Below are 16,027 nucleotides of genomic sequence, written 5' to 3'. Positions count from 1 at the left end.
GAGCACTAGCGACATCCGCTCATCCATTTTAATCAGTTGCCTTGCATTTTCCGGAGGGAAAAATGGAAATCGTGGTTGATACTCACACCCATACTCTTGCCAGCGGGCATGCCTACAGCACTATTACTGAAAACGCAGCCGCCGCTCAACGTAAAGGGCTTAAGATTCTTTGCACTACCGATCATGCGCCTAAAATGCCCGGAGCGCCACACTACTGGTTTTTCCACAATCAGATTGTACTGCCACGCTTTCTCAGCGACGTGGGCATTATTCGTGGCGTGGAAGCAAATACGCTCAACATTCAAGGCGAGATCGATCTCTTTGATGAATCTCACCAGTATTTAGATTGGATAATGACAAGTTTCCACGAGCCGGTTTTTCGACCTGCTACTGAAGCTGAGCACACTGAAGCGCTAGTTAATGTGATTAACAGTGGTAAGGTTGATGCGCTTGGGCACTTGGGTAACCCTAATTTTAAGTTTGATATTGATACTGTATTGCGCTGTGCCAAACAACACAATGTCGCGATTGAAGTGAACAACTCATCTTTGACCGGTAGAAGCCGAATTGGTAGTGATGTTAACTGCGACGAAATTGTGCGAATTGGTAAAGAGATCGGCGTCTATTTCACTACCGGATCAGATGCGCATTTTAGTGAAGATATCGCGAATCTCGATCATGCCATCGAGTTACTCGATAAATACGAAGTGGACCCAGAGATGGTAATCACCTCCAGCCCTAGCCGCTTCTTAAACTTTTTACTTCTACGAGGTAAAAAGCGTATTGCTGAATTTGAACATTTGTATTAGTTAAAATCCGTTAGAGACACTAAAAAGCCCTTAGCGTTTAACTAAGGGCTTTTTAGTTGATGTGGGTAACATCAATAAACGAATCTAGTAATAATCAAATCTAGTTATGAGGATGAATACGAGTATCCCAAGCTTGGGCAAAATCCGCTAGCAACTGAAACTGCGCTGAGCGCCAAACCGGCATCGATTTTAACGATTCTGGTAACTCGCTAAACGACTTCTCTTTATCACTTACGTGAAGCTCTAACTGTACCCAATCTTCAATACTCTGCTGGTCAGAAAAACGTTCGTCGATATTAAGCCTAGTGGTTGATTCCGGAAAATTAGGGGTAAGATTCAGTGCTAGGTGATAGTCGCGAAACAACACCACCCATTTATCTGGTAAACGACGACTGCTATCCCACCATTTACCATCCAATTGTTTCATCTTCTCTCTTGTTACTGATTTTGGTTGAACCTTTAGCTGCATGAGGGCCTGTTGAAAAGAAACATCCATCGCCTTAGAAAAACCATCTTGGCAAATATCAGGTTGCTCCAATAAAATCGCCTCAGCTAGCAAGGCACCCAACATATTTGAATAAAGATCTTCCGAAGAAAATGCCGAGGCAAACTCTTTAAAACCACTGACAGACACCATGCCAAACCATTGCGCTATTTCATGCCATTGCGCCATTCGATATGCAATAAGAGCAGCGGCTTGAGCACTGCGCTGTATACGCTCTTGGCCTGTAAATGGCATATCTTGTTCAAACCACTCAACTCGACGGACACGAAGCTCTGAGGGAAAATCTACGGTTGTGCTTTTACCCAGATTGTCACGATTTAACTGAAATAAGTAATAGGTATTGTCGGCGGTATCACGCACATGCGCTGTATCAATAAAGCCACCTTGTTGGGTAAAAATGATGCCATTCATCTCATCATTAAACCCCAATAGGCTACCCGACACAGACTCACTGCCATCATTGTAGTGATGAGTACCAATATCACTGCTGTCTAAGACATTTTCGAGTGAGAAAAAAGGCACAGGTACACTACCCAATTGTGCTTTTAAATCCATACCAAATGCGCAGCACGGTCTCACGCCAATCGGAGCTTTTAGCTCTTGTGAGTGAACCCAACTACTACATAGACTCAACACTAACAATACGGTTTTTTTCACTCTCCACTCCTAGAACGCTTCGTTAATCTGGAAGTAAAAACCGGTGCTGTCTTTACCAACACCTAAATCAACTCGCACGTTTATGCGAGCCTTAAATGCAAAGCGATAGCCAACCCCAACGGTGGGTAACCAATCACTTTCAAACAGTTCACTGTAGCTTGGCGCTACGTTCCCTGTCCCCAACCAAGCTACCACACCATGACGGTTAGATAAGGAGTGTCGGGCTTCAATTTGAGTTGAGAGTTGATGTTTGTCGCGGTACTGACCTTGGTAGTAACCTCGCATTCGCTGATCATCACCCAATTGGGCATAGTCAAACCAAGGCGCGTCACCAATAATCGATTGCGAGTATATCTCCATCGCGATAATGGTAGAGTCCGACCATGGTTGGTAGTGGCGAATATTAGCGATCACATTGTCGTAATTGCTGTCACTGCCAACACTCTCTCGGTTGGCAATCCATTCAATATCAATAAATTGACCTTGCATTGGGTTGGGCTCGAAATCTCGCGTGTCGTACTCAAAACCCAGTACGACTCCGCTTGCTGTTGCATCTTGCATTTCAGAGGGAAGAATATCGCCATCAACACCTTTGACTTCACGGTACGATTGCCATTGCCAACCAAATTTAAGGTAAGTATCGGGCAGCACTTCTAGCGCGATTTTAGGGTTAATCTGTAAACGCTGAGCCTCATATTGTACTTTGTTACTGTCATTTTCTGCAGCGGATGCACCTATCCCCCAGTAATAACCCGGTGTGTGGCTGATCCACGCTTCGCCTAATAGGCGTACTTTGTCACTGTTTAGGTAAGTGCGGTTATTAACGCCAAGACCATAAGAGCCTGAAGTAGAACCGTAAGACGTAACCGTCAGGGTTGAATAAGGATCGTTTTTTTGCCAATCGTACGGCGTATAAAGACCAACCGCTGCCACGCCAATACCAAAACCTTGCTCTGGGTTAACGAATGGTCCCGGAAGTACCCCCCAATCAATCAGCTTCGACTCATCAACCGTTTCACTTGACCCTAATTGGGTAAGCAGATTGTCCAGCCAATTTGACTGCTCGTCTTGAGCCAATACAACCGGAGATGATAGTAACGCTACTATCATAGTTGCAGTGCCTATGCGCTTCATCGTTACACCCCTTTAGAAACGACGATCAATCGAGAAGAACAAACTTTCGCGCTCGCCAAAGCCCATCTCACCCAATAAGTACCAATTTTTATTTATCTCGTATTGCAAACCCGCGATGGTGTTCCACTCAGAGGCTAAACTCTGCTTAACCTCAAAATCACCGTCAAGTGGAATGCCTAGATCGCGAATTGAACCTGAAAGTTCTTGCTCAACATTTTGGTACATCGCGCCAACCCAAAACCTTAAGGGGACACCGTGGGTATGGAAGTCATAACCGATACGTGGTGAAACAACGATTGCATCTATCGCCCCATCAATAACCGTCAGCTCTGTTTGGATATAGCTCGCATCGACCAAAGCAAACCACTGCTCATAACCACCAGCAAGCACGAAACCTGCGCCCTTAATGTCACCATCAAGATCAAGACGAAAATCTTCGATTTTTGTTGTGATAGGTCCTATAGGTCCTAGTTTAACGCTAACATTTACGTCCGTTTCTGAGTAACCTTCAAGCTTACCCACCAAGGCATACAGGTTGAGGAAAGGAAACAGCCAAACATCTGCGCGCAGCGTGATTACGTCTGTCACTTGTTTACCCGGCTCGGCTTCCATTTTTAAATCGAGTGGATCTAATCCTTGCAGCGCGATGGAATCTACATTGATCCCTTGCTCCAAAGTCATGTAGCTAAGATTAAGACCAAATGCTTTTGGCAGATCGTAGCCGAGCGCTTCCGCTTCTTTTTTCCAAATTGGTAAAGAGAAGGATTCAGCATTCGCCGCACTGGCAAAAATATAAGATGTAGCAAGCAGCAAAAAACGTAATTTCATTAGTTAATTTCGTTGAGCGTGGCGATCAAAAATTCACCCAGTGAATGGTTTCATCTGAGGAATAGGAACCACAATTAATACAAGCTTCATCATGAAGATAAAGCACTACTGTATACGGTGAGGCAGGTAAGAATTGTTGTTATATTGGGTGCTCTCACTGAAGTGATTGGCATAATATCTTGTCAATCACCAATAGTAAACTCAAGAGTTTACTATTGGCATGTAACCCATAAACGAAGAAGAACTATTAGAGAAAGAAAACAGCGCAATACTCTGCATCAACGGCTGCACGAGCGTAAGTTTCCACTAACTTATGAGCGTATAACACTCGCATTTTTATTAGCAATAGCTCAAAAAACGACCTCACAATTACGCTGTAAATCGATCGCAGGCGTTTTAAATCACGTATTCGATGTTTGCCCTATATGTCTAACTTCAAGTATGACGGGTATATTGCTAGGCGAATAGAAGATGACGGAAGAATACTAAGTTTGATCAGATACACGCAGATTTACGACGTATACATCAAACTGTTACTACATTATTTCTTATTGGTGTGGAGCAGTTATAATGCAACCAAATTCATTTAAGGATATTGGCTGCATGGAACATCAAGAAGAGTCGAATCGTCGTCCTCTCGCTGTGCGTAATATTTCAGTAACCAAACGCATTGCCGTTTGGCTTAGCCAGAAAAATATTACCCCCAATCAAATCTCACTGATGAGCATGGTTTTTGCGGCGTTTGGCTTAGCCTGTGCTGCTGCTTACCATTTCTGGCCTTCGCCGATTTGGTTGCTGTTGTTCGCCGTGGCGATTCAACTACGTTTGTTGTGTAACTTATTTGATGGCATGGTCGCCGTGGAAGGAGGCAAGAAAACCCCAGCCGGTGAATTGTTTAACGACGTGCCTGATAGAATTGCTGATCCATTACTGATTGTGGCAGCAGGTATGGTGACTTACTCCGAATTTGGCATGCCACTCGCTTGGATTGCAGCTTTGCTGGCTGTGTTCAGTGCCTATATTCGTGTACTGGGTGTCAGTATGACATGCCCAGCGGATTTTCGCGGACCAATGGCGAAACAACATCGCATGGCACTGTTAACCTTTACATTATTGGTCATTGCCTTCAACCAATGGTTTGAATTTCTACCTAGTTTTAGTCTCTACCTGATGGACTCGGCTTTGGCGCTGATGGTACTAGGCTGCGCATTAACCTGTTGGCGTCGTCTGGTGTTTATTTATAATTACAAAGCGCAACAAGCGACACAAATCTGCAAGAACACCAACGAGGCTACCAGCGCAAATCAACCACAAAACCAAACTCACACAGAGACAGATCCCGCTCCTAGCGAGCAAGTGTCAAACGTAGCCCGCGAGACAACACATGACTAACATTCCCATTCATTCACTACATATGATGGCGGCGATCACTTTAGTACTGATTGTCGGTACCTTGGTCTATCTGTATTTGTCGCGCCGCCACCCAGACAAAGACTACCACGAGTTAAAACTGCGCATCCGCTCTTGGTGGTGGATGATTGGCGTGGTATTTGTCGTGCTTTATCTACCAACGCAATACACGCTAGTTTTTGTCGCCTTCTTAAGTTTTATGGCGCTGAAAGAGTTTCTTTCGATCGTGCCAACGCGCATGACCGACCGAAGAGTGATCTTCTGGGCTTACCTTTCCATCCCGTTCCAATATTATTGGCTGTCGATCGGTTGGTATGGCATGTACATCATCTTTATTCCGGTCTTCATGTTCCTATACTTGCCGATGGTGGCAGTATTAATTGGTGACACTAAAGGTTTTATTCGTTCCGCGGGGATCATTCATTGGGCGCTAATGCTGACCGTATTCTGCGTCAGCCACATGGCTTACTTACTCGTACTGCCAAGCAAGAACCCGGATGCAGGATCGATGGGCATGCTACTGTTCTTGTTGGTCTTCACCCAATTTAATGATGTATGCCAATACGTCTGGGGTAAAAGCTTTGGCAAACACAAAATTGTGCCAAAAGTCAGCCCTAACAAAACTTGGCAAGGCTTTATTGGCGGCGCAGCTACCATCATTATTACCAGCTATTTTGTTGCCCCTTACCTCACGCCCCTCACCTCACTTCAAGGCTTAGTTGCTGGCATGATCATCGCCTTTAGTGGCTTTATTGGTGACTTGGTAATTTCATCGGTCAAACGCGATTTGCAAATCAAAGACACCAGTCAGTTCATCCCTGGGCATGGTGGCATTCTTGATCGTATCGACAGCCTGATGTTCACTGCACCTCTATTCTTCCACTACATTTATTACCTTTACTACTAAGAGGACTGCATGAAGATACTCAAAGTTTTGTTCGTGTTGTTGTTTGTAAAACCACTGGTATTTATTGGCTTAGGAATCAACATCATCAATCGGCAAAACCTGCCGCTTAATGGTCCTATGGTTGTCGCCGCCAATCACAACAGCCATTTAGATACCTTGGTGCTGTTGGCACTATTCCCCATCAGCATGGTGCATAAGGTACGCCCGGTAGCCGCTGCCGATTATTTCTTAAAAAATAAACTATCATCATGGTTATCACTCAATGTACTGGGCATTATCCCCATCCATCGCTCACCGAGTAAAAGTAACCGTCACATGGTGTTTGATGAGTGCCATAAGGCGCTCGAGCAAGGTGATATTTTAATTATCTTCCCTGAGGGTAGCCGTGGTGAACCAGAAACCATGAGCGGATTAAAAAAAGGCATTTATCACTTAGTGGATGAGCATAATTCCTGCCCTGTCATCCCGGTAGTAATGCGAGGATTAGGTCGTGCATTACCGAAAGGTACTGCGATGTTTGTGCCATTTAACTGTGATGTGATATTGGGCGCACCCATTGATAAGTTTACTGACTCAGATGATTTTCTTGTCACCATGCAAACGAGCTATCAGCACCTAGCTCAAGCCTGCATTGTGACTCAATACGAAGAGTAACCACTCGCACTCGAGCGTATCACTGCCATTGAGCAACGTTAAAAAGCGAAAGTGAGACGAGCTTATTCGACTCATGACCTTAAAAAATTAACTGTTCCTGCTGGTTAGTCCCTGCTGGTTGGATGAGAAAATGCTTGTCTTGTGACCATCCCCCATTTTTCATCTTGGTAGCTGTCTTCACAGTAGCTACCATTGGTATAATCTCCAATAACATCTCGCCAAAAATTCACAGCGTGCTCAGCACCGGCAACTTGTTTGATTTCCCAGCTTCCGCCAAGCTTTTTGAATAGCTGAGTAATAAAACGTTTACCGACTTTGTTCTTGCGAAAATAAGGCACTACATAGAAATCACACACTTCAAAGAGATCGTTTTCTTGCTTGGCGATAGCAGTATGCCCCGCTGGCGCACCATCCACATAAAGAAGGTATCCGCTGACATTACCGCCTAACACGGTATCTAGCGGAAATAGACCATTTTCATCTGGTTTCTTCTGCATTATTTTTGAAAACTCGGCTTCATAAGCTTGCGCCAAATTCATGTAGATATGTTGGTTGCTAGGGTCAACTTTAATAATTTGCATAGTCTATCTCGTCTTTAGAGGTTATCTCTAGCTTAGTTTGTTTCTCTACTGTCTAGCTTTTAGCGGCTAAAACCACGCCACATAAGGCGAGAAAACTGCCCGACAATTTGTTTAGCCACTGGCGAGCCTTGCGCCCTTTAAAAACAAAACGACTTTTCGATGCCAAACAAGCATAAAAGCCTAATACCCCACCCACGGCAACTGTCGAGATCAGCAAAATAGTAATAACGCCCTGAGCAGTCACAGAGGTAACATCAACGAAAGCTGGGAAAAAACCCATATAGAACAAAATCGCTTTAGGGTTAGCGAGTGTCACCAAGGTTCCAGTCAACAAACTGGATGCTTTATCTCTGCCTTGCGCTGCTTTGCCATGCATAGCTTGTTCATCCAAATTCATCACTGGTGAATTCCAAGTTTGATAAGCGAGCCAGAAGAGATACGCAATACCGATATATTTAATAATCGCAGCAAACTCACCCATGATCACCGACACAGCCGATAGTCCAGAAAGCGCTAGGAAAATAAAAATATAATCAGCTGTTAACACACCAAGCACCACTAACAAGCCTTGCTGCCAACCATGGGATATTGACCGAGACACTACAGTTAAAACACTGGGACCGGGTATAGCAGAAGATAGTACCAGCGCAAAAAATAGCGCAATTGCCGAAGTCGTCGTCATCGTTCCTCCTTGAATCTAACGTCTTTTATCTCTAAACATCTGCCCTTTAGACACCTTAGTGGGGAAAAAGCCTGCTAGCTTATGCTCGCAAGCCGCATAGATATAATTACATCACACACTTTTGTGCCGATTTAGCTTTCTCAATGCCTTTTTCCACAAGAGACTGAGCTTCTTGATTACTGATGGTCGCGAGTACTTTATCCAACAATTTTTCCGCGGTCGATTCTGACGTTGCATCAACTAAACAAGCATAAGTATTGGCAATGTTTTCTTTCATTTGCGTCAACGCTTCTGGGTTAGTGAAATCGGCGTTTAATGCCTCTTCAACAGACAGTGCAAATTCTTTTGCCGACTCTGTCGCGTCACCAAATTGATCGAGGTTCAACTTGCTTAGATCAACTGATTCCATTTGTTCTTGAATGGTGTCGACGGCTTTGTTTGCCGCTTCTTGCGCTTGATCTATTGCTTTAGTTGCATCTTCACAACCTGCAAGAGCGGCGACAAGTACTAATGCTGTTACGTATCTTTTCATTGTTAACCCTTCAAAAAAATCTGTTCATGCACACGCTAAAGTGTATTAAGCCCACGTATACCCAAGTGACTTCAAGATGCAGGATTCAGAGCCTTGAGGTTACTTGGGGATATAATAAATCAACACTGGCAGGTTAAAGAACAGAAATATCGTCACTTCATGTGAATATACCCAAGTGACTTCAATATGCAAAAACGCCCAAAGTAATTAGCTTTGGGCGTTTCTTCTAAATTACCGCTTTAGCGTACTTGCGATGATTTAAGCTTCTAAATCGCTGTCATTTGGGCGAAGCTGACGCTGAACACCCAATAAAAAGTTGCGTAAGATTTGAGATTTACACTCACGGTAATGCTTGTTGTCCGGCTTGCGGAAAAACGCACTTAACTCATGCTTACTTAGGCTAAAATCAACAAGTTGTAGGATTTCAATGATGTCTTCAGCCTTCAGGTTCAAAGCAATACGTAACTTCTGGAATACCATATTGTTATTCAAAAATTCTTCTGGCTTTGGCTGCTCGCCTTCACGCTTACCGCGTTTTAAATTAATAAATCCATTTAGAAACGCCGCCAATTCGGTACCGCTAAGTTCAATAAAAGCTTGGTCGTCTTCTTTCTTCAACCAACCTGCAACTTGTTGTTCAGTTGCGTTGAAATCCGCTAAAGCGAAAATTTCAACCATTGCATTATCTTTTAAATCAAACGTATAACGTACACGGCGCAAAATATCATTATTAGTCAAAATAGATCCTAGTCTTAGGTAAACCCAGCGCTATCAACACGATTGCTGGAGAGCTACGATTTTACCAGACTTACGACCTAACCCCTATCAAATGCTAGACTTAAAGTAAGCTTTCAAAAAATCATTAGGAGAACATAATGAGTTATAAGCATATATTAGTGGCTGTTGATTTATCTCAATCGAGCCAAGTGGTGATTGATAAAGCCGTCTCGTTAGCTAAAGGCGATAATTGTAAACTGTCATTTGTTTTTGTGGATGTTGATAAAGTTGTTTTAGCGCCAAAGGAAGAGCAAACATTAAAGGGTGAATTACACACGCTGGCAGATCAGACTGATTATCCAATTACAGATCTCTTAGTCGTAATCGGTGATTTACATATAAAACTTGCGGGAATAGTCAAAGACATGCATGCCGATCTCGTGGTTTGTGGCCATCACCATAAGTTTATAAGTCGTTTATTCTCATCGGTCCCCAAATTGGTCAATGCTGTTGAGGTCGATTTATTAGTGGTCTATCTTGATTAGGAAATAAACGCGCTAAATCACTTCAACGCGAGTTAACGGGACTTAAGAAGGCTAATGCGAATTATATGCCTTACTCGCATTATTCAATCAACCATGCTAATGCCTCATCATAGTTATCAAAAGATTGGATTTCACCGCTAATAAACCAACTGCCAACCTTAGCAGCCCACACTTGCCACTCATGAGGACCATACAGAGCAACGCGACCAAAATGGGAACCATGGCTTAAGCCGAGTTTGAGATCATCCCATGCCGCTCTTAATTCCCAACCTTTAAACTCTGTCGCATCAAATAGTACGTTAATTTTAGGTTCGTTCACCTTTGCTAATGCGGAATCCAGCACTGGAACGATGCGCAGATAGTCTTCGTGGGTTAGCTTGCCTGAAGCCTTAATCGAAACAAACAGCGTATCATTAACTCGCTCAAGACCAATAGAAATGCCGTGTCTACTCATTGTTCATCCCTCAATCAGATCGAAAACCTCATTCAGTATAGTGCAGCCTGCTCAGGACCCACCGGTCATAACCCAGAGTTGCTACTTTTAGCCATAAAAAAACACCCAGCGAAATCACTGGGTGCTTTTAAAAAATGGTATGGCATTACGCGTTGAGAATGAATTGCTCTATAACAACGGCTACGCCATCTTCGTCGTTACTTAGAGTGGTGTGATCAGCCAATGCTTTAGTTTCTTCTGTCGCATTACCCATTGCCACACCAAGACCTGCGTACTTGATCATGTGGTGATCATTACCAGCATCGCCCATGCAAATAACTTCACTAGCATCAATACCCAAATACTCAGCAAGCATTGCAACGCCAGTGCCTTTATTGCTGGTTGGGTTCATTAGCTCAAGGAAGAACGGCGCACTTTGAACAACCGTATAGTTGCGGTGTAACTCTTCTGGAAGTTGAGCAATCGCCGCACTCAAGATTTCAGCTTCTGCCACCATCATTACTTTGATGATCTCTTCTTCATCTGATAGCTCGGAAAAATCTACCACACTGCTCTCTACACCGTTGATGTCAGCTTCATGTTTGGTGTACGGATTATCTTCTGGGGTAATCAAGCCACGCTCTGGCGAAAACGCATGAACATACGTACCCAAATCACGCGCTAAACTGGCAATATTTTTAGCATCCACACCGGTTAAAATCTGTTTGCGAATCACGGTTTTGCTCGCCACTCGTTGTACCAACGAGGCATTGTAGCTCAATACATAATCTTGCTCTGAATCCATACCTAACTCTTCTAGCGAGTTGAGCATTCCTTCCAGAGGTCGACCTGATGCAAGAACAACGTAAATGCCCTTATCACGAGCGGCTTGAATCGCTTGCTTGGTACGCGGGCTTATGGATTTCTGCGAGTTCAGTAACGTGCCATCCATATCTAATGCAACCAGTTTGTACATGTGAAATTCCGTGGGTAACCAATCATAGTGTGTGTATCTTAAAGAATTTTTGTGACTAACTCGACAATATTTACTGTTAACTTCATGTGATTTCATTTCAAATTGATACTTATCAACTCTGCCTTTTGCACTTAAATAGCAAATGGCGACAAGCGCAAAGTATAAAAATCTTTCAAATTAGTATCTTGCTGTAATTGCTGTAATGACTCGATCAATATCTGCAATGAGATCAACAATTGATAACTCTGATCTGCTTGTTGTTGGCTGAAAGTAAACTGCAATAATGAATGATGTTCAAAGCCATACAGATAAGCTTGTAAATGCTGTTGAAGTTGCTGCAACTCTTCCCCGTGAACCGCAGTCACTCCGCTGATCATGCTTTTATCAAGTAATCTAACCATATCGCTAATTGAGCGTTGGATTTGCTTATCTATCGCGCTGCAATAATTGGTTTTTAACCATTGTTGATAGTTATCAATAAACGCTTTGTAATGCAGGCACAGGCTATAACCTCTGCTGATCAACTGCTGCGCATCGGCTTGTGTTAGATCAGGAAAGGCACGCCAGTCTATCACTGCGCATGCAGTTTCTGCCGTGGCAATATTTCGTATAAATGAAGGTCGTACAAAAGAGACGATTTGCTTGGATCGATGATCTAACAAGCTTTGCAAGCTAAGCTGAAGACTGCGGCGGAAATGGTCAAAATTACGCAAGAAAACACGTTCCGGATTAGCGGAAAAAACACCGTAATTCACAAAGAAAATAACCAACATCGCAATCGACATCAGCATTAAAACCAATATCGCCGAACGAATATCGTAGGTGGGTGACAACTGCATCACGCTTTTGGTCATTAACACCAAGCTCATCGTGCCAATCAAGCGGTGGAAAATATCTTGCGGCTTACAGTAAACAAACCAGATAGCAAAGGTATTTAAGAAGTAAAACGCACCTAACTGCCATACTTCGCTTAAGTGAGGCAACATAAATGTGTATTGCACTAGTATCAAACTCGCCCAACCAATCACATACAGCGAAAGTGAGCGCATGTTTGCGAATGGCATGGAAAGTACTACAGCACCTAAATTGGCACCAAATACCACGATCATCGCGCCACTTGGCATTGGCACATATAGCCACAGTGCAATTGAAATCCCAATGATGATACTCGCTTTAAAGGCATGAATGACACGTTCAGGATCAAGCGTAATTCGTAGCGACCATCGACTTTTCCCACTGACAGTGTGCGCTGTTTGAGAGGTTGTGCTCTCTGTTTTCACACCCACTGCCATCAACAAGGATTCATGCATTGCATAGTGGAGAGCATCCATCTGGCTCAAGATATTCTCAAGCAATCGCAGTGCACCATGAGGTTGAGCACCGCTCTCGCGACTCAAAACGGTTGGTAGCAGTAACATAATACGCTCAGCGATTGGGTTCTCTAGCCAATACTCATTGTCTTGAAATTTATCGTAAGAATTTGTCTTAAGGCATTGATTAAACAATGCCACCGAATGGTTTGCTCGTTGCTTGAGGTGCATCAGCATTGAACGAATTTGCTCACGTTGTGATGCCGTAAAAGAGGCATCAAGAAGGCGTGTAGCTTCATATAAGTGCCCGCACAATAACGCCCACTCATTTTGTTGACGCAGCCATTGCTGCCATAGAGGGTAAGCACTACTTACTTCGTAGCTATCCGCATTTGCAGCTTGGATCAGATCATCAAGGCGAGTTAATCGCCCAACGCTATTGCCTAGCGAGTAGTCACGCTTGAAACTGTTTACTTGATCCAGATCGTTCAAGATCGCTTCTACTTGGTGTCCTTGCTTTTCATAGTAACTTTTCAGCGTGGTAAGCAATACCACACGGCTTGAAGCGGGCCAAAACAATGATAAAACCACTGAAAAACAGATTACACCCAGCAAAGTCTCTTGAATACGCAGTATCGCTACTTCAAATGTTTGGGTGCCAGATAAGCCCCCCATAACTAACACTATGGTGGTGATCATAATACTGATGGACCAAGCGTAACCATTACGTCGATTGGTTTGTTGATAGACACAGATCGCCGCATACAAGGTGTAGCTCAGCAACATCAACGACGGTTCTTGAGCAAAGTGTCCAGCTAATATAAATGCAACCAACACGCCGCTGACCGTGCCGATAATTCGATGGCGACCTTTTTTTAGTGAATGACCAGTGGTTTCGGTTACCGCCATTACGAGTACAGAAAATGCCGCCCAATAAGGTCTATCCCAACCGAGCCAAAGCGCAGTAACAATAGCAAGTGTTAACGCGAGCGCCACTTTAAGAGGCAACTGATAACGTGTGCTCATGGTTAAACTCACTCCAAGTGGCTGGTCAACAGTGCATCAATATTGATGTCGCTTTTCTTGTGAATAATGATTGAAGCCGTTGAGCCGACACGTAATTGGATATTTTTTGGCAAGGAGTCCAATTTGATGCGTACTGGTATACGCTGCGCTAAACGGATCCACTGAAACGTCGGGCTAACATTTGGTAGCAACGAAACTCCCGTGCTGCCATCTTTGTGTGCAATACCATAGCCAATGCTTTCAACATGACCAGACAATGGTTGGCTACCATACGCCATCAGTGTAACAGCAGCTGGTGTGCCTGATGTCACATCACTGATGTCAGTTTCTTTGAAGAATCCTTCTATCCAAAAACTACTTTTATCAATCAAGGCAACCATTGGCTGATTAGCCACCACTTGGCTACCAATACGCAAATTCAGGTTGGTAATATAACCATCCACAGGGGCGCTGATTTTGGTGAAGCTCAAATTAAGTGTTGCCTCTTCCACCGCTGCTTTTGCCACCATGACGCCTGCTTTAGCCGATTCCACCGCATTAGTCTGTTGAGTTAAAATCAATTGTGAAATAGCCCCTGGCTGACGACGAGCTAATCTTTGACCGCGATGGGCTTCATCACGAGCACGCTGCAATACGGTTTCTGCTTGTGCCAAACTTGCCGCCGCCTTTTCAAGCGCAGCTTGATAAGTTCGGGGATCCACTTCAAACAATGCCTGACCCGCCTTAACTTCAATATTGTCTACCACATGAATAGCAACTATTGGTCCTGTTACTCGTGGGGTAACCTGCAAAACTTGAGCGCGGATTTGACCGTCTCGTGTCCAAGGGTTTGTGATGTATTGCTGGTACTTCCAACCTACGGACCCTAACGCCAAGATCACAATAATACTGGTAACATAAACTCGCTTAATCACTTCAAAACTCTCAACGTTTAACTCGGTAAAACAAAAGTACCAATCAGGACGGTATAAATAACGACCATTGACAACTCAACCAACGGCGGGCTTACAACATATCGATGCCAGCGCAACGTATTTAGCAGCCTAGCAGTAAGCGAAGTGCAAATGACGCCTAGGAAACCTGCTACCAATAGCGGTGGCAAATAGATATCTCCTATCGCTATTTCTTTAGGGATAACACTGAACAAAGTGATGGCTCTCTTTGGCTAGATAGAACAGGCTCTACGCGCCTAACAATGAATGCAGCGTGATGTTAATCGCATTTTTTTGTGGGATAAATGCACCTAAAGGGAATACACTCAAAACTGAAAGTTTCGAATAAATGAAAAATTTAAATCTGATTAGTTTTTAATGAGGATGAAATGGATCGAATTACTAGCATGGAGATTTTTATCAGGGCGGTAGAGCTGGGTTCATATGCGGCTGTCGCCGATGAGCGTGGCATCAGTGCACAGATGGTTGGCAAGCATGTGCGGGGATTAGAGAATAGTCTTGGTACGAAATTGTTAGATAAATCGACCCGTTTCCAAAGCTTAACGGCGGCAGGTGAGCAATATCACCAACGCTGCCTTACGATCCTTGCAGAAATTAAGGCGGCAGAAGAAGATATTTACCGCCACATCAATGAGCCGAGAGGAACACTAAAAATCTCGACAGGAGTGAATTTTGGTATCAAAGTCCTCGCGCCTAACCTCGCTCGATTCATGCAGTTATACCCAAAACTTGAGATTGATCTTGTGGTCGACAACAAGTTGCCTGATATCAAAAAAGAAGGCTTTGAGATCATTTTTCGCGATAAAATCGATGGCTATGAAAACCTCATTGCACACCGGCTACAAAGCTACAAAATGGTGGTCTGCGCTTCTCCAGAATACCTTGCTTTACACGGCACACCTTCTCACCCGAGTGAGCTTTGCCATCATCAATGCTTACAATCTGGCACGCATTATTTAAACCACAATTGGAGCTTTTTTGATGGCAAACAGCAGGTCAAACCGGAGGTCTCATCAAGGCTCACAATCAATAGTGGTCAAGCGATGATGGCTGCGGCTATGGAAGGTGTGGGGATCACAATGCAACCAATATTTCAGGTGCGAGAGGCACTAAAAGAAGGTCGCCTTGTACCGCTGCTCTCGAATTACAGCTTACCAGAGGTAGACCTATACATGCTCTACCTTCCGACATTACGTAATACTGCGCGACTGACATTGCTCAAAGAGTATCTACAACAACAATTAAACCCAAGTACATAACACTGATACCCAAATGAGTTGAAGTTGCAGCTTGACGACAAACGGCAAAGCCTCACCGCTTAGATGTTCTATGCAATGAAATTTGCCAGAAATCGTTTCCCTGCAAGTT

General features: G+C 43.9%; 17 protein-coding genes and 1 pseudogene. 6 read left to right on the top strand and 12 right to left on the bottom strand.

The genetic code is table 11. The features are described from left to right. Window positions 1–62 precede the first annotated feature (62 nt). Window positions 63–809, top strand: coding sequence for a phosphatase (locus L4C38_RS08700; protein ID WP_428797144.1), 747 nt, complete (start codon window positions 63–65; stop codon window positions 807–809). Between the two features lie 100 nt (window positions 810–909). Here L4C38_RS08700 and L4C38_RS08695 read toward each other — a convergent pair whose 3' ends face one another. From L4C38_RS08695 to L4C38_RS08685, 3 genes are read right to left on the bottom strand one after another with little or no spacing between them, the layout of a single operon-like run. Then, window positions 910–1,971, bottom strand: coding sequence for a DUF4056 domain-containing protein (locus L4C38_RS08695; RefSeq protein ID WP_428797143.1), 1,062 nt, complete (start codon window positions 1,969–1,971; stop codon window positions 910–912). 9 nt (window positions 1,972–1,980) lie between these two features. Next, window positions 1,981–3,105 (bottom strand): BamA/TamA family outer membrane protein, encoded by a 1,125-nt coding sequence (locus tag L4C38_RS08690; protein WP_428797142.1) that lies wholly within the window; start codon window positions 3,103–3,105, stop codon window positions 1,981–1,983. Between the two features lie 12 nt (window positions 3,106–3,117). Then, window positions 3,118–3,933, bottom strand: coding sequence for a TonB-dependent receptor (locus L4C38_RS08685; RefSeq protein WP_428797141.1), 816 nt, complete (start codon window positions 3,931–3,933; stop codon window positions 3,118–3,120). Window positions 3,934–4,536: 603 nt separating this feature from the next. Here L4C38_RS08685 and L4C38_RS08680 point away from each other — a divergent pair. From L4C38_RS08680 to L4C38_RS08670, 3 genes and pseudogenes are all read left to right on the top strand, one after another. Then, a pseudogene (locus L4C38_RS08680) lies at window positions 4,537–5,199 on the top strand (CDP-alcohol phosphatidyltransferase family protein); the annotation flags it as partial. A 118-nt stretch (window positions 5,200–5,317) separates the two neighbouring features. Further along, window positions 5,318–6,250 (top strand): phosphatidate cytidylyltransferase, encoded by a 933-nt coding sequence (locus L4C38_RS08675; protein WP_428797140.1) that lies wholly within the window; start codon window positions 5,318–5,320, stop codon window positions 6,248–6,250. Between the two features lie 9 nt (window positions 6,251–6,259). After that, window positions 6,260–6,904 carry a lysophospholipid acyltransferase family protein gene (locus L4C38_RS08670; RefSeq protein ID WP_428797139.1) on the top strand — a complete coding sequence of 215 codons (645 nt, stop codon included), beginning with the start codon at window positions 6,260–6,262 and terminating at the stop codon, window positions 6,902–6,904. A gap of 104 nt (window positions 6,905–7,008) precedes the next feature. Here the strand turns inward: L4C38_RS08670 and L4C38_RS08665 are convergent, their stop codons facing one another. The 4 genes from L4C38_RS08665 to L4C38_RS08650 form a co-directional block, all read right to left on the bottom strand. Further along, on the bottom strand, window positions 7,009–7,485 hold the full coding sequence (locus tag L4C38_RS08665; protein ID WP_428797138.1) for a GNAT family N-acetyltransferase: 477 nt from the start codon (window positions 7,483–7,485) through the stop codon (window positions 7,009–7,011). A 52-nt stretch (window positions 7,486–7,537) separates the two neighbouring features. Then, window positions 7,538–8,167 carry a LysE family translocator gene (locus L4C38_RS08660; RefSeq protein ID WP_428797137.1) on the bottom strand — a complete coding sequence of 210 codons (630 nt, stop codon included), beginning with the start codon at window positions 8,165–8,167 and terminating at the stop codon, window positions 7,538–7,540. Between the two features lie 106 nt (window positions 8,168–8,273). After that, entirely contained in the window at window positions 8,274–8,699 is a 426-nt protein-coding gene (locus tag L4C38_RS08655; protein ID WP_428797136.1) for a lipoprotein, read from the bottom strand. Between the two features lie 258 nt (window positions 8,700–8,957). After that, window positions 8,958–9,437 (bottom strand): YehS family protein, encoded by a 480-nt coding sequence (locus L4C38_RS08650; protein WP_428797135.1) that lies wholly within the window; start codon window positions 9,435–9,437, stop codon window positions 8,958–8,960. A 137-nt stretch (window positions 9,438–9,574) separates the two neighbouring features. Here L4C38_RS08650 and L4C38_RS08645 point away from each other — a divergent pair, with 137 nt between their 5' ends. Continuing rightward, window positions 9,575–9,961, top strand: a complete 387-nt coding sequence (locus tag L4C38_RS08645) for a universal stress protein (RefSeq protein WP_428797134.1) — start codon at window positions 9,575–9,577, stop codon at window positions 9,959–9,961. Window positions 9,962–10,040: 79 nt separating this feature from the next. Here L4C38_RS08645 and L4C38_RS08640 read toward each other — a convergent pair whose 3' ends face one another. From L4C38_RS08640 to L4C38_RS08620, 5 genes are all read right to left on the bottom strand, one after another. Further along, window positions 10,041–10,415 carry a SpoIIAA family protein gene (locus L4C38_RS08640; RefSeq protein ID WP_428797133.1) on the bottom strand — a complete coding sequence of 125 codons (375 nt, stop codon included), beginning with the start codon at window positions 10,413–10,415 and terminating at the stop codon, window positions 10,041–10,043. Window positions 10,416–10,560: 145 nt separating this feature from the next. Next, window positions 10,561–11,370 carry a sugar-phosphatase gene (gene yidA, locus L4C38_RS08635; RefSeq protein WP_428797132.1) on the bottom strand — a complete coding sequence of 270 codons (810 nt, stop codon included), beginning with the start codon at window positions 11,368–11,370 and terminating at the stop codon, window positions 10,561–10,563. A gap of 131 nt (window positions 11,371–11,501) precedes the next feature. Further along, window positions 11,502–13,706: an FUSC family protein gene (locus tag L4C38_RS08630; protein ID WP_428797131.1), complete on the bottom strand. Its 2,205-nt coding sequence runs from the start codon at window positions 13,704–13,706 to the stop codon at window positions 11,502–11,504. An 8-nt stretch (window positions 13,707–13,714) separates the two neighbouring features. Next, a complete protein-coding gene (locus L4C38_RS08625) occupies window positions 13,715–14,620 on the bottom strand; it encodes an HlyD family secretion protein (protein ID WP_428797130.1) in 906 nt (301 codons plus the stop codon). A gap of 17 nt (window positions 14,621–14,637) precedes the next feature. Continuing rightward, window positions 14,638–14,853: a DUF1656 domain-containing protein gene (locus L4C38_RS08620; RefSeq protein WP_428797129.1), complete on the bottom strand. Its 216-nt coding sequence runs from the start codon at window positions 14,851–14,853 to the stop codon at window positions 14,638–14,640. 174 nt (window positions 14,854–15,027) lie between these two features. On the opposite strand from L4C38_RS08620, the gene L4C38_RS08615 reads away from it, so the two are divergent. Next, entirely contained in the window at window positions 15,028–15,918 is an 891-nt protein-coding gene (locus L4C38_RS08615) for a LysR family transcriptional regulator (RefSeq protein WP_428797128.1), read from the top strand. The last annotated feature ends 109 nt before the right edge of the window (window positions 15,919–16,027 follow it).

This window comes from Vibrio kasasachensis, assembly GCF_050337565.1.
In the GTDB taxonomy this organism is placed as follows: domain Bacteria; phylum Pseudomonadota; class Gammaproteobacteria; order Enterobacterales; family Vibrionaceae; genus Vibrio; species Vibrio kasasachensis.
Note: the sequence above shows the minus strand (reverse complement) of the source record. Positions and strands in the feature narration are given on the sequence as shown.

Bases quoted from the DNA above. Each gene is read 5' to 3' on its own strand.
- L4C38_RS08700 (WP_428797144.1), top strand. From the start codon at position 63: ATGGAAATCGTGGTTGATACTCACACCCATACTCTTGCCAGCGGGCAT.
- L4C38_RS08690 (WP_428797142.1), bottom strand. From the start codon at position 3,105: ATGAAGCGCATAGGCACTGCAACTATGATAGTAGCGTTACTATCATCT.
- L4C38_RS08685 (WP_428797141.1), bottom strand. From the start codon at position 3,933: ATGAAATTACGTTTTTTGCTGCTTGCTACATCTTATATTTTTGCCAGT.
- L4C38_RS08675 (WP_428797140.1), top strand. From the start codon at position 5,318: ATGACTAACATTCCCATTCATTCACTACATATGATGGCGGCGATCACT.
- L4C38_RS08670 (WP_428797139.1), top strand. From the start codon at position 6,260: ATGAAGATACTCAAAGTTTTGTTCGTGTTGTTGTTTGTAAAACCACTG.
- L4C38_RS08665 (WP_428797138.1), bottom strand. From the start codon at position 7,485: ATGCAAATTATTAAAGTTGACCCTAGCAACCAACATATCTACATGAAT.
- L4C38_RS08660 (WP_428797137.1), bottom strand. From the start codon at position 8,167: ATGACGACGACTTCGGCAATTGCGCTATTTTTTGCGCTGGTACTATCT.
- L4C38_RS08655 (WP_428797136.1), bottom strand. From the start codon at position 8,699: ATGAAAAGATACGTAACAGCATTAGTACTTGTCGCCGCTCTTGCAGGT.
- L4C38_RS08645 (WP_428797134.1), top strand. From the start codon at position 9,575: ATGAGTTATAAGCATATATTAGTGGCTGTTGATTTATCTCAATCGAGC.
- L4C38_RS08640 (WP_428797133.1), bottom strand. From the start codon at position 10,415: ATGAGTAGACACGGCATTTCTATTGGTCTTGAGCGAGTTAATGATACG.
- yidA (WP_428797132.1), bottom strand. From the start codon at position 11,370: ATGTACAAACTGGTTGCATTAGATATGGATGGCACGTTACTGAACTCG.
- L4C38_RS08630 (WP_428797131.1), bottom strand. From the start codon at position 13,706: ATGAGCACACGTTATCAGTTGCCTCTTAAAGTGGCGCTCGCGTTAACA.
- L4C38_RS08615 (WP_428797128.1), top strand. From the start codon at position 15,028: ATGGATCGAATTACTAGCATGGAGATTTTTATCAGGGCGGTAGAGCTG.